This is a genomic window from Chitinophaga sp. (assembly GCF_036569185.1).
Taxonomy (GTDB): Bacteria; Bacteroidota; Bacteroidia; order Chitinophagales; family Chitinophagaceae; genus Chitinophaga.
On record NZ_DATCRD010000034.1, the window covers coordinates 1 to 13,461 of the forward strand.

The 13,461-nt window shown below is 48.6% G+C and carries 10 protein-coding genes; all 10 read right to left on the minus strand.

The genetic code is table 11. The annotated features are described in order from the left end of the window. Positions 1–1,523: SusC/RagA family TonB-linked outer membrane protein (locus VIM72_RS02650; protein ID WP_332001320.1), on the minus strand; the 1,523-nt coding region annotated here is incomplete at its 3' end. Positions 1,524–1,724: 201 nt separating this feature from the next. Next, the gene (locus VIM72_RS02655; protein ID WP_332001321.1) at positions 1,725–2,921 is read right to left on the minus strand and encodes a FecR family protein; all 1,197 of its coding nucleotides are present in this window, start codon (positions 2,919–2,921) and stop codon (positions 1,725–1,727) included. Between the two features lie 83 nt (positions 2,922–3,004). Further along, positions 3,005–3,598: an RNA polymerase sigma factor gene (locus VIM72_RS02660; protein WP_332001322.1), complete on the minus strand. Its 594-nt coding sequence runs from the start codon at positions 3,596–3,598 to the stop codon at positions 3,005–3,007. A 93-nt stretch (positions 3,599–3,691) separates the two neighbouring features. After that, complete coding sequence (locus VIM72_RS02665; RefSeq protein ID WP_332001323.1) at positions 3,692–4,099, minus strand: L-rhamnose mutarotase; 408 nt, start codon at positions 4,097–4,099, stop codon at positions 3,692–3,694. Positions 4,100–4,194: 95 nt separating this feature from the next. Beyond that, complete coding sequence (locus VIM72_RS02670) at positions 4,195–4,791, minus strand: RNA polymerase sigma factor (RefSeq protein WP_332001324.1); 597 nt, start codon at positions 4,789–4,791, stop codon at positions 4,195–4,197. Positions 4,792–4,920: 129 nt separating this feature from the next. Beyond that, the gene (locus tag VIM72_RS02675; protein ID WP_332001325.1) at positions 4,921–6,522 is read right to left on the minus strand and encodes a SusD/RagB family nutrient-binding outer membrane lipoprotein; all 1,602 of its coding nucleotides are present in this window, start codon (positions 6,520–6,522) and stop codon (positions 4,921–4,923) included. 37 nt (positions 6,523–6,559) lie between these two features. Continuing rightward, a complete protein-coding gene (locus VIM72_RS02680; protein WP_332001326.1) occupies positions 6,560–10,297 on the minus strand; it encodes a SusC/RagA family TonB-linked outer membrane protein in 3,738 nt (1,245 codons plus the stop codon). A 196-nt stretch (positions 10,298–10,493) separates the two neighbouring features. After that, complete coding sequence (locus VIM72_RS02685; RefSeq protein ID WP_332001327.1) at positions 10,494–11,573, minus strand: FecR family protein; 1,080 nt, start codon at positions 11,571–11,573, stop codon at positions 10,494–10,496. 131 nt (positions 11,574–11,704) lie between these two features. Continuing rightward, positions 11,705–12,316: a sigma-70 family RNA polymerase sigma factor gene (locus VIM72_RS02690; RefSeq protein WP_332001328.1), complete on the minus strand. Its 612-nt coding sequence runs from the start codon at positions 12,314–12,316 to the stop codon at positions 11,705–11,707. A gap of 246 nt (positions 12,317–12,562) precedes the next feature. Then, on the minus strand, positions 12,563–13,459 hold the full coding sequence (locus VIM72_RS02695) for a DUF5017 domain-containing protein (RefSeq protein ID WP_332001329.1): 897 nt from the start codon (positions 13,457–13,459) through the stop codon (positions 12,563–12,565). Positions 13,460–13,461 lie beyond the last annotated feature (2 nt).

Here is a 13,461-nt window from a genome sequence, read left to right on the forward strand (position 1 = left end):
TCCATATACTGTTGCGGGTTAATGGCATTGGGGCTTTCATCATCTGTATTCCTGCCGCCATAGCGGGTGACGCCGTCTTTGGTCATAGTAGGCGTTACGCCGGGCACGGAGTTCGCGCTGTAATACAACAGGGTGGTTACATCAAAAGGCTCATTCACCTTGTTCCAGTAGGAAGTGAGGATGGCCCCGATCTTTACCTTATCACTGATCTTATGATCCATATTCAGGCGCAATGAATATTTGGTATTGTCTGTTGACTCCATGATACCTTTGTTATAGAGATATCCCATAGAGAGATAGTAATCTGTTTTTTCATTGCCCCCGCTGACAGAGAGGTTATGCCGGGTGATGATGCCCTGTTTGAAGATCACATCCATCCAGTTGGTATTGGGAAACAATACCGGGTCTTTGGCATTCTTCCAGGCTTCTATGGTGGCCGGTTTGAAGAGATCTGTATTATCGGGGTTATCCGCTTTCTGGATGCGGTTCATCAGCTGCATATAGGTAACATAATCCGTTACCGGTTCAAAGAGATGAGTGGCTTTTTGCACGCCGGCAGACCCGTTGTAGTTGATCACGGTTTTTCCTTTCTTCCCTCTTTTGGTAGTAACGAGAATAACGCCGTTGGCGGCGCGGGAACCGTAAATTGCTGCGGAGGCGGCATCTTTCAGTATGGAGATGCTGGCCACGTCGTTAGGGTTCAGGTTATTCAGCGATCCCACGATGCCGTCGATAAGCACCAGCGGGTCTGAATTGTTGAGCGTACCTACCCCGCGGATGCGCAGTACGGCCCCATCGCGGCCGGGTTGCCCGGAAGTTTGCGATACAGAGATGCCCGATGCAGCGCCGGACAGTGCCTGGGATACATCTGTAATGGCGCGGTTCTGCATCTGCTGATCGTAGTTAATGGAAGATACGGAACCGGAAAGATCTTCTTTTCGTTGCGTACCATATCCCACTACTATCACTTCGTTCAGGCCGGTATTGGAAGGAGAAAGGGCCACATTTACCGTAGTTTGCCCTGCCAGTGATATTTCTTTCTTTATATAACCCAGGTAAGAAAATACCAGGACGGCATTATCCGGCGCGCTCAGGCTGTAGTGGCCTTTTTCATCCGTTGCAATACCGGAGGAAGTCCCTTTTACCTGGATGCTAACGCCAGGCAGTGGTTTCCCGGTAACAGCATCGGTAACGGTGCCGGTTACACTGACTACAACCGGTAGTACAGGCGCTTTCGGTTTTACAATAATTATTTTTTCCAGGATGGAATAATCCAGCGGCTGACGGGCGAAGCAGATGTCCAGCACATCGCGGAGCGCTGCATTCTTTACATCCAGTGTTACAGGTACAACGTGTTGCAGGTCTTCGTTGGTGTAAATAAAATTGTAGCCGGTCTGGCTCCTGATCTCAGTAAAGATCTCCTTTAGTGATACATCTTTGCCGGATATGGTTACCTTTTGTGCACGGGCTGTGGCACATACCTGCAGACATGCGGCGAGCAATACAATAGCGGTGAGTTGCATAACCTTTGCAGTTGTGGAAATGAGATGGCACAGGACTCCTCTGCCTTTGAAATAAGCATTCAAATACATACATTTGATTTGGGATAAAAGATTACGGTTACCAGAAAGAATTGTTTTCTTTTGCCTTACTGACCGGGAGCATTAGGCCGCTTCCGGTTTTTTTGGCGCTTGTTACAGTCAGGTGCTCATAACTAACATGTTTTAAGGTGTGACAATTATTTTTCCATTGTTCATTGTAAAGTGCACTCCGCCTGTTTTCTGTAATACTTCAAGAACGGTTGATACATTCACATCGCGTGGAATGGAGCCGGTAAAATGACGTTGGATATTACCCCGGATCTCCACTTCTATATTGTATTCTCTTGACAATTGCCGCATGACGGTATGGATATCATCCTGCTCAAACCAGAACAGACGGTTCTTCCAGGCCATTACTGCACGTATATCTGCTTTCTTTGCCACCCGGATATTTCCCTGCTGCCCCAGCTGCGCCTGTTCCCCGGGTTTCAACAGCGTGGTGGTATTAGCGCCTGTCAGGCTTACAGCGCCTTCCAGCAGCGTAGTATTGATGGTCTTTTCGTCCTTATAGGCCATGATATTGAAACTGGTGCCAAGCACAGTAACACGCAGGCTATCCACTACCACCACGAAAGGCTTTTCTGTATTGACAGCTGCTTCGAAATAGGCTTCCCCGGTTAATGTCACCTGCCTGTTGGCCCCGGTGAACGATGCGGGGAAACGCAGTGTGGAAGAGGCATTCAGCCATACCTTTGTGCCGTCGGACAGTGTTACCTGGTATTGTACGCCCTTTGGCGTCATGATGGAATTGTACAGCGGCTCAGCGGAAGCCCCTGCAGTGGAGGAATACACCAGGTTGCCGGCGGCAGGTTGGATCACCTGTGCCTGTCCCTGTTGGGCAAGCAGGCCATTGGCAGCGCTGTCCAGGGCTATAGCTGTGCCGTTTGCCAGGATCAGAACGGCCTTATTTCCGGCTGCAGCGGTATCATTCATTGGCGTATGTGCCGCTACATTAAGCGCGGGCGTTGGGGTATGCGAACGGGAATACCAGCGCCAAACGCCCCCTGCCAGCAGCAGTAGCGCCACTGCCGCCGCTACGCGGTAAGGCAGCCACCTGCGCACCGCTTTTCCCGGGGCAGGTACCGGTGGTGTGATCTGTGTGCTTACCTCATCAATTACGTCTTTATGCATGGCGTACAGCGATTCTTCCTCCGGGTGGTCTTCAGCAACCGCATGGCTTATCATCCCGGAAAATAAATCCCGGTATTCTTCTTTTTCTGCATACGTCATCAACAGGCGGATCTCCTCTTCGCTGCAGCGGTTCTCCAGGAACCTGGCAAATAATTCTTTTAAAAAAGATGCATCGGGATCTTGGTTCATACAGCTAATACGAATGAAGGGAGATATACATTTACCCGGAAGAAAAAAAATTTCTAACCGGCTTCCGCCATAAATAAGAGAAGTTAATGAAGGATGAGGTAAGCCAGCAGGATACCGGCAACATCCCGGTTGGCCATCAGCTTTTTTTGTATGGCGCTGGTAGCTTTCACGATCTGGCTGTTGACTGTAGCGGGTGAAATGCCCAGCAGCTGGCTCACCTCTTTATAGGTCTTGTTTTCCAGCTTGCAAAGCGTAAAGATGATCTTACGTTGCGGAGGAAGCTCGTCGATGGCTTCCTGTATCAGGTGCCTGGTTTCTTTTTCGTGCAGCCATTCTTCTGTATGCAGGTAATATTCCTGTGCAGCAGCAAGCAGCTTGTCCATTAAAAGCTTGTCACGCTTTACTTTCCGGTAAAAGTCGACCACCAGGTTATTAGCGGTGGCAAACAGGTAGGAACGGAAGGATTTCTCCGGGTCGATAGTGCTGTGCCGGAGCCAGATGTTTACAAATACCTGCTGCAACAGCTCCTGCGCCAGGTCGGCCGACTTTACCAGTTTCAATAAATTGCTGTAGATACGTGGACTGTAATGATAATAGAGGGCATGAAACGCCTTTTCATCTCCGCCGGCAACGCCGGCCAGAAGCTCTTTTTCATTGTATAACTGAACGAATGACAAACGTACCGGTTTGATTACAGGGTATAAATTTAATCAAAAACCGGTATGGGGTGTATTAATTTTGTGTTTCAGCAAAATGGCTGCACCCATCGTTTACTCCACGTGAAAAACCTCTTCCATACCTGACCAGGTTTCTCCTTTCGCCGCAGCATCCGGCAAAGGCAGCTGGCAGGGCGCTGTTACTTTCCACCACTGTTGAGTGATACTGTCCTTCTTCATCTTCTCCATATCTCCATTAAAATCTTTACCGGTATATTCAAAATAACTGAACAGGTACCAGCGCTCATCTATATTTTTCAGGTAGATGGAATAATTGTGGATATGACAGGCTTCAATCGTTTTCAGGACCTCCGGCCATACTTTAGCATGCAATGATTTGTACTCGTCTATTTTTTCAGGCCGGAGGCCGGTAACCATTCCGTACCGGATGCCCTGGTGCGGCGCATCTTTACAGGAAAACAACAACAGCCATGAAAACAGCAACAGGTGATGGTACTTCATAATCGTGGTTTGAACAACGAAGGTAGCAGGCAGGCAGTAATGTTAACCTTACTTCCTTGACTTATTTCAGCACAATATTGACAATTTAAAAACATTCAGCGGGTGAGCAACCACACCACCACGGCGGGAAAGAGGTGCCCTGATAATTCCAGTTGCTTCCGGATAAACTGCAGCGATCTTACCAGGGAGTTTTTAACCGTGCCGGGCGCAATGGACAGCTCGCGGGCGATCTCCGGTATTTTAAGCCCTTTCTCCCTGCTCAGAAGATAAATGCGCTTTGCCTGGGGCGGCAGCTGCGCTACTGCGGCGCCTACCTGTTTCATCATGGCATTGTATACCATCGTTTCTTCCGTATTGCTGGCTGGCTCGTCAGACGTATAACGGGAAGTAATGGTATCAATGGCTTTGTGATGCACTACCTGTTTGCGCAACCAGGAGAAGGAAAGATGGAAAACGATCCGCAGCAGCCAGGAACGGGGCATGTCTATTTCAGGCAGTTTATCGCGGCTGATCCACAGCCGGAGAAATGTTTCCTGGATAATATCATCTGTAACAGCAGCAGTTTTGGTAAGATGCAGGATAAGTGGGCGCAGCTCCGGAACATACCGCCGGAAAAGCATCCGGAAAGCGGTTTCATCGCCTTCCGAAATCAGCCGGAATAGTTCTTTATCGTCATATAGCTGCGCATGCATAGGAAGTGGCCCCCTGCTAATGTAGCAAAATTTAATTGCGAATTAATATTTTCCTGCAGGCGGTACCATAAAGAAGCCCCGGGGAGATGACGTCCCCGGGGCTGTTATTATTCATCTAAATTCACAGTATTATTTCATCCACCAAACCTTCACGGTGTTGGAATTACCACCCATCTTGTCTGATTGGGCCTGGTAATTGGCAGTATTATTAACCGATTCCTGTGTTGGATATTGCAGCCTGTTAAAGTTCACATAAGTCGCAGGATTGCCATCGCGGGGAGTGCGGCCGGTTCTTCTCCATAAATTGTAAGCGAGCCAGGGCTGACGGAAAAACGATAACCATTCCTGTGCATAAATCTTATCCAGCTTCTGGTCGTCCGTACCGGTGAAGGCTACTTTCGGGTTGGCAAGGAAAGCGGCCATCTGTGCAGGGGTTGGACTGGGAGGCGCTACGGTGGACCATGCATCGTTAGTTACATTGGTAGTGTGCGCAATGAAATACCAGAAATTCACCGCAGAGGTGATGCCTGCTGTATACTCTGTAGCCGCTGTTGCCATGTTCTTAGCCACACCAAGACCACGCGCATACGCTTCCGCTTTCAGGAAACGTACTTCCGCAGCTGTCATAAATAACTCTGGCTGGTAGTAAATATCCCGGACGATGTAATAATTGAACGGAGAAAATTTACAGTTGTCCTTGTTGGCAAAATCCGCATCCCGCTTATCCTGGTATGGGTTGGTGTTATCGCTTGCAGTGCTGCCCGGCTGTAACGGGGCCCACTGGCCTGCCTGGTTGGTTTCAAAGAACAGCACGGCCCGGGGATCAAAGATCTGCGCGGTATTGGTACCATCTGCCATCATGTTCCAGCAGGTAGTGCTTAAGCGCACAAATTTATGCGAAGTGAAAGACCAGAAGCGGCTGTCGTTCAGCACATAGCCACCCAGTTTGCCAGGCCACATACCGGCATCTTCCCCTTCTCCTATCAGCGGGATACCGCTCAGGGCGTATTGCAGGTAAGGCGTAGCAGTAGCCGCATCTTTCTCTACTATCTGCATGGCATAACGCAGCAGCAGGGAGTTACCAAACTTCTGCCACATGGAGATGTTGTTGGCAAACAGTGTTTCGGAAGCACCGAGCGACTGGTAAGGTTGTCCGCCTGGTGTTGTTGCAGCCGTGGTAAGATGCTGCGACGCCCATTTCAGCTGCTCCAGCAAACTTTTGTAGATGCTTTCCTGGGAATCGTATTTTGGACGGTAATTAGCCGTGTTATAGGTGTAGGCAAGACCCGCCTGTGAGTAAGGAATATCTCCGAACTGGTCGGTGATACGCAGCGTTTTATAGGCGCGTAAAATGTAGGTGATGGATTGTATGTTATCCATTTCCGCTTTATCGCCGGTATACGCATTGATCTTATCCTGGATCTGGTTCAGGTTCTGCAGGGTGGAATAATAATCATTCCAGATATCCAGCGCGCCATTCTGTACCAGGTAACCGGAACTGCCGCTGATGGTAGCCAGCTGGGTTGCCGGGTAGTAATATTCATTATGAATAGCGGCCTGCTCCTGTCCTTTCAGGAACAGGGTACTGATCACCCCGTTGACCATTGGCGGTATGGTGGTGCTGGTAGGCAATCCCGGCGTGGTATTGATCTCCTGGAAATCTTTGGTGCACGCGCCAAGTGTTACGGAAATACCGGCTATATAGAGAAATATTTTCTTTGCGTTCTTCATGTTTTGCACGTTTTAATCGGTGAGATGATCTGTTCCTTTAAAAAGAAACCCTTACCTGGAAACCTAAGGAGCGGAAACTTGGCATAGACATAAATTCCAGCCCCTGGGCATTACCTGCACCGTTTACACCTTCCGGATTGATATGATCCGGCAAAGTAGTGTAGAGGTAGAACAGATCCCTTCCTACAAGCGAGAGGGAAGCTGCCTGGAACACTTTTGTTTTCCTGATAAAGCTCTGCGGCACCTGGTAGTTCACAGAGATCTCTCTCATCTTCACCCAGGTATTTTCAAGCACAGCGCCTCTGTTGATCCAGTCGCTTCCTTTCACACCGGAACCCAGGTCGGTACTGCTCCATACGCCATAAGGCATGTATTTGTAATAGTAATGCACTACATTATCATTCACCTTCCCATCAGGGAACACACCGGGCAATATTACGCCCCAGTTGGTTTTTGTACCATCGGGTGTAGTATAGGGTAAGCCGCCGCCATTTCTTTCTTTCAGCGTTTCAGGCGCTTGTCCCTGTTGCATGATAGTGGCATAGGTGCCCGACCAGATGTCGCCGCCGATCTTTGCATCAATGAGAGTGCTTACAGAAATACCGCCTTTGAACCTGAAGGTGTTGGTGATACCGCCGGTTAATTTAGGGGTGGCATTACCCAATGGCACCAAACCGTCTGTAGCCTGGTACAGGGTACCATTCATAGCTGGGTTGCCAAAAGGATCCTTTACCATCAGTGGCAGGCCGGTAGTTTTATCGTATTTATAATCATAGCCGTAAATAGTACCGAACTGGTCGCCTACATGTGCGGATATAACCGGGCCATGCGCGCCGCCATCATTCCAGGCGCTCGCCATATCTACGCGGTCGGTACCGTCTGACAACGACAACAGTTTATTATTACTGTGCGCCAGGTTAAGCGACACATCCCATCCGAAGTCTTTACTGTCAATCACTTTAGCACGCAGGATCAGTTCCAGTCCTGAATTTTCCAGCACGCCGGTATTCACTACAATGCTGCTTACACCGGAGCTCATCGGCAAAGGAGAGCTGAGTATCTGGTTCCTGGATTTTCCTTTGTAATACCTGAAATCGGCATTCAAACGGTTGTTGAGAAAACCGAGCACCAGTCCGAAGTCGGCGGTGGTATTAATAGCCGGTTTGAAATTACTGGCCGGTAATGAGCCTGGCAACATGGTAGCCGCCTGGCCTGCAAATGTTACACCGGAATAGTTGTAGTTGATCTGGTAAGGCGCGGGGTCTACTGCAGCCTGTGCCCATGCTACCCTTACTTTACCAAAGCTGAAGATGGCCGGGTCTGTCTTCAGCAGGTCGGAAAATACAAAGCTACCTGCAAAGGACGGGAAGAAATAAGACCATTGTCCTTTAGGTAAAGCAGATGACCAGTCGTTACGGCCTGTTACATCCAGGTAAAGGAAATCCTTGTACGACAGGTTAATGAAACTGTACACAGAATTCATGTGTTTACGCAGCTGGCTTTCTGTTACCGGGTGCGGGTTGCCGAGATAGGTACCGGAATTCAGCGAGTATACATTTGGAATAGCCCAGTTATCGTTGTAATTGAACATGCCATACATTTCACGCTGGTAAATGGTTCCACCCAATGAGAATTTTGCATTGAGCACACCGTTCAGCAGTTTGTCTTTATGCAGCGTTCCGATGAAGTCCATGTTGGAAGCATTGTCCCGCTCCGTACCATGACCATAATACCCTTTGGTGATGCCTATCACATCAGTGGGCCTGTTCTTGATGGTCATCTCATTGGTATTATTATCCAATCCTCCCCGGAAAATAAAATCCAGGAAATCGGTGGCTTCATAATTCAGTTGTACGCCTGCCAGTAATTTCCGCCTGTTCTGGTTTGTATTATTTTCATAAATGTTCCACACGGTAGCGCCGCCGTTTCCTACCCATGGGAAACCGGACAAGGTATTTTGTGAGCCGTCTTCGTTTTTGTAAATGGCGATGTCTTCACCGCGGTAGTTCCTGCCGGCATTATATACCAGCCGCTTCATCCAGGAATTGGCATCGTCGTTACCCAGCTGTGGGGGGTTGTGATAATTATTAACGATATAGGAAGATGTAAGCTGCACATTTACCCTTTTCGTCAGCTTCATATTGGCGCCGAGGTTAAAGGTATTACGGTAGTAATCACTGTTGGGCAATACTGCGGTGTTATCCAGCCGGGAAAAGGAAGCCCGGATAGATCCCCATTCATTACCGCCGGAAAGGGATACATTATGCGTGGACTGTGTACCGTTGCGGAACAACAGTTTGATGTTATCCGGTTGGGGTACATCCGCCTGTTGGGAACCATCCCACCAGGTGATCATTTTACCATCCATTTTCGGTCCCCAGGAAAGGCCCGATCCGGCCCATCCCACCTGGTTGTAGGTGTTTACGCCATAAGGGCCGGAACCGGTTTTAGGATCCACGTACAGGCCTGTCCAGCCCTCTGTGAGTTTGGGATTGCCGTTGGCATCCTTGAGATATTCAGGTGCATTTAAAGACACCATACCGCCGGCGCCGTATTCATTCTGCAATTCCAGGAAACGGTAGGGATCAATGTTTTTGTACCCGTAAGTATAATCTACACCCAGGCCGGTGCTTTTAGTGCCTTTTTTGGTAGTGATCAGGATAACGCCATTAGCGCCTTTACCACCGTACAAAGCGGCGGCGGTAGGGCCTTTCAGCACGCTGATGCTTTCAATATCCTCCGGGTTGATCATGTTGATGGGACTACCAAAATCCTTTGGGGAGCTGGTGTTGGAAGCATCCGCATTGTTGCCCGCATACATGGCGCTACCGGTGGGCGCGTTGCGCACATCGTAAGGCCTTGCAAGGTCGTTGGCCATTGGCATACCATCCACAATGATCAGGGGCTGGTTATCGCCCTGGATGGTGTTGTTACCGCCAATTACAATGCGGGTGGTACCGCCATCCACCCCATTCGGGCTGGTAATGTTCACACCGGCCATTTTTCCGGCCAGTGCATTTACAATGTTAGGTGCATTGGACCTGGCTACTTCTCCTCCTTTCACTTCTTCCTGGGAGTAGCCAAGTGTTCTTACATTTCTTTTAATACCCAGCGCCGTGATGGCTACTGCATCGAGGGAGGTGGCGGATGCCGCCATCACGATGTTCAGCACGGAATTGGCGCCTACGGTTACGCGTTGCTGCGCAAAACCGATAGAAGAAAAGATCAGTACATCCCCTTCTTTTGCTTCCAGTTCAAAATGACCGTCAACATTGGTCACCGTTCCGCGATTGGTACCGGCCACCATTATATTTACGCCCGGCAAAGCAGCGCCATCGCCTGATTTCACGGTTCCGCTGATCTTCTGGAAAAGCACATTCAACCCTTCTATATTCATGCCTGCTTCGTTGCTTTTCTCTTTCTTCAGTACAATCTGTTCGTTGATCACTTCAAACGTGATGTGCAGTGGATTGAGCAAACGCGGTAACAGCTCACCCAGTTGCTCATCGCTGGCTTTCAGGGCTACCCGCTGCCTGGAAGGCAATGTGCTGTTGTTGTAGGTGAAGTTCACAGCAGTTTTTTCCGTGATAGCCCGGAGGATATTACGCAGGTCGGTGGGCGGCATGTTCAATGACACCTTTTTGCTCAATACCTCCTGGGCATGCACATTCCGGCCGAAAGTGCAGGTGATCAGGCAAAGCAGAAAACCTATTTGTAGCAAAGTAACCCTCATAAAAAATATGACAGTCCGGTTGGAGTTTGCAATTTTGTGCATAACTTCAAGTGTTTTGTTGTGATTAATGAAAACGTTAGTACGACAAATCCTTTCCTGTGGCAGTTGTCCAGACGTTGCAGGAAAAAATTACAGGTGGCGGTGTTAGCGCATCGCCACTTTTTTTGGTTGATAATTTCAGGTAAACTTAATAACAGGGAACATTTTAGCGGAATTACAAGTGAACAATACTTTATTTTCAACTGCAGGGCTTCCCGGTAATATATACCTGGCCCCCGCTGATCTTATAGCTGGCATTAATGGCCGCGCAGATTATTTTCAGTTTATTTTCAAATGATTCATTCGTGATGGTAGTGGTGATCATGCACTTTCCAAACACTTCCTCGCTTGCATTTATTTTTATACTGTAAGCTGTTTCCATGGCGTGGAAAATATCAGTTACAGCAGTATTGTCGAATACGAAAGGTTTTGGTTGCACAGCAGGGCGCAGTTCCGCCAGCTCGCTGTTGTCAAGTGAATCGGCTACAAACGCCGAGGTAAGGGTATTAAAGCGGATCTTATGGTTGGGCGTTACCACGTAGCTGCGCTGCTTTTTATCGGCCAGGTTATACACGGCTATTTTGCCGGTTTTTACGGTCACGGTCAGGTTGCCGTTTTCTTCAGACACCCTGAAACTGGTGCCCAGCACCCTGATCCCTACTTTCGGTGTATACACTATAAATGGCCTTGCAGCATCTTTGGCGATATCAAAAAAAGCTTCTCCTTTCAGGAATACTTCCCGTTTGTTTTGCAATAAAAATGCATCGTGCCGGATGGAGGCGCCGGCGTTCAGCACCACGGTAGAGCCATCTGTAAGCCAGGCTACCTGGCTGGCATTGCTGTTATTAATGCGGGTAAGCTGCTCATTTTCCATATGGCTGTTCAACGCTGCAGCTACCGGTGTTTTACTGTCTTTTTTCAGGTAGATGGATACCAGGGCTATTCCTGCCAGCACTGCAGCCGCTGCGCCCCACCATTTGTAACGGCCTATGCTCCTTATGCGGGCCGGCGTTTGTTCCACTGCCGGGCGCTCTTCTTCCAGGTGCCTGTCCAGACTGGCATACAGCTCTTCCAGCAAAGCCTCATCTACCGCCGGCTGTGGCACTTTACCCAATGCCATGATCATATCACGGGCCTTTTCAACATCCCTCACTCTTTCCGGATGGGCCGTTATCCACTGCTCCCAGCGGGCAGTGCTGGCCTCGTCCGGGCGTAACACCCATTGAACAAAACTATCGTCCCGGATAAATTCCCAGGTATCCTCTCCAAAATGCTTCATGCAGCTGTTTTTTAAGCGGCAATCAGTTGCCCTTTGATTATAAATGACAACAATGCCTGTTTTATACTCAAAAAAAATAAAGTTTTTTTAACTTTTCTTTGAAACGCCCTGTCATGGCGGTTAGAGGAGTATCAGAAAAAGAGGTGGAAAGTTTCCAGCAGGCGCCGGGCAAACGGGGTGGTTTCCAGCGTTTCTTTAATCCGGCCAAGGGCGTTATATAAGAGGTTACTTACAGACTGGTATTTCATGTGCATCAGTTCCGCGATCTGGGCATTGGTAAAGCCCATATAAAAACGGAGCGTGATAATTTCCTGCTGCCGCCGCGATAACTTTCTAATGGCATTATCCAGCAGTATGCTGCGGGAATCACTGATCTCGGCATCAATGATCCTTTCTTCCACGGTAGATTCCACCTGGAGATGCTCGTGAACGAATTTATCCTGCTTATCGATAACGGAACGGTATTGATAATTGGCCCGGATCAGTTTATATTTCAGGCTACGGCATAAGTAAAAACGGATGGCCACTTCTTCGCTAACAGTGTCCCTGCTGTTCCATATCTCTATAAAAAGATCATGGATGATGTCTTTCAGCTTTTCCTGGTCGGCACAAAACCTGGAACCATATTGGAACAGGTGCCTGGTATATTCGCGGTAAATCAGCGTAAAAGCAGCTTTATCGCCACCTTTAAATCGCTTCCATAAAGCAGCTTCCTCAAAACAGACGTCTTTCTTTGCAGGCATGCGTGGATCTTTTACAGCAAAACTGATTTTGGTATCAATTGGTTGGCTAAAATTTTTTGGATGTACCTGAAATGTAAATATTTTTTATCAATCAATCAAAAATCATTCAAATACCATAAAGGAAATACATAAAAATACCAGTAAAACACCCCTGCCCGACTGATTTTTAATTGTTCAATATACACCTGAAAACAGTAAGGCGCCAAAAAATGGCGCCTTACTGCATTAATTATTTTCAAAGAAAAATTATGGTGTAACTATAATAGTTACTTCTTTATAAACGGATTTACTATCATATACCGTCGTATTGGAGGCTTCAAATACCGCTTTATAGGTACCGGCTGTTTTATAAATATTGTAGTAAGAAGAAATGGCATTGGAAGAAATATTCTTTACCGATACGCCAACATCCGGTATGGCGCGGTTCATGGTGAGCGCCTTTGTGATCACCCAACTTTCGGCTTCATCGCTATTGGCGGCGCCGCCGGTTACCTTCAGGCTGGTGGCGGATACCACCCATTTCACCTTAGGGTTTTTCATGGCTACTACGGCGAAGGCGGCATCTGCCACGGAGGCGGCTACGGGCATCTTTGTTGTCCCGTCTTCCAGCAGGTTGGTCACCGTGAAGCCGGGAATGGTCCATGTGCGCTGGGCGGAATTGTTTTTCTGGCCGGTGTATTTAAAGGCAATGTAAACAGGTTTGCCATCGTTTACAAAGTCCGCCAGGTTTACCACACCCGAGGGTGTATTATTGGAGCCGGTGGACAGTGTTGCCCTTTCAGTAATATCGGTCCAATGCGTATTGGGGCTGTATACGCCCGCTGAATCATACTGGCCGTCAAAGTCTTTGGAGATCAGCAGCGCCAGCGAATTGCCCTGCGATCCGGTTTGCATATAAGAGGTGAACTGGAGCTGCGGCGTTCCCGGTGCGGAAGTCCGCTTGCGATACTCATACTGGTGGGCGCTGTCGCCCGCATAAAACGTAATATTATACGGGTTGCCTGTGAGATAAAAGGTAGCAGTATCACCCAGTGCAACGGTACTGTTTTTCGGTGTTACCGAAAAACCCGGGTCGGGTACATCCTTCGAGGTACAGCCGGTAACTGCGGCCACTGCGGTGAGTATATATAATAGCTTCTTCATAA

Excerpts from the sequence above, each read along its gene's own strand:
- VIM72_RS02655 (WP_332001321.1), bottom strand. The coding sequence starts at position 2,921 with ATGAACCAAGATCCCGATGCATCTTTTTTAAAAGAATTATTTGCCAGG.
- VIM72_RS02665 (WP_332001323.1), bottom strand. The coding sequence starts at position 4,099 with ATGAAGTACCATCACCTGTTGCTGTTTTCATGGCTGTTGTTGTTTTCC.
- VIM72_RS02670 (WP_332001324.1), bottom strand. The coding sequence starts at position 4,791 with ATGCATGCGCAGCTATATGACGATAAAGAACTATTCCGGCTGATTTCG.
- VIM72_RS02675 (WP_332001325.1), bottom strand. The coding sequence starts at position 6,522 with ATGAAGAACGCAAAGAAAATATTTCTCTATATAGCCGGTATTTCCGTA.
- VIM72_RS02680 (WP_332001326.1), bottom strand. The coding sequence starts at position 10,297 with ATGCACAAAATTGCAAACTCCAACCGGACTGTCATATTTTTTATGAGG.
- VIM72_RS02685 (WP_332001327.1), bottom strand. The coding sequence starts at position 11,573 with ATGAAGCATTTTGGAGAGGATACCTGGGAATTTATCCGGGACGATAGT.
- VIM72_RS02690 (WP_332001328.1), bottom strand. The coding sequence starts at position 12,316 with ATGCCTGCAAAGAAAGACGTCTGTTTTGAGGAAGCTGCTTTATGGAAG.
- VIM72_RS02695 (WP_332001329.1), bottom strand. The coding sequence starts at position 13,459 with ATGAAGAAGCTATTATATATACTCACCGCAGTGGCCGCAGTTACCGGC.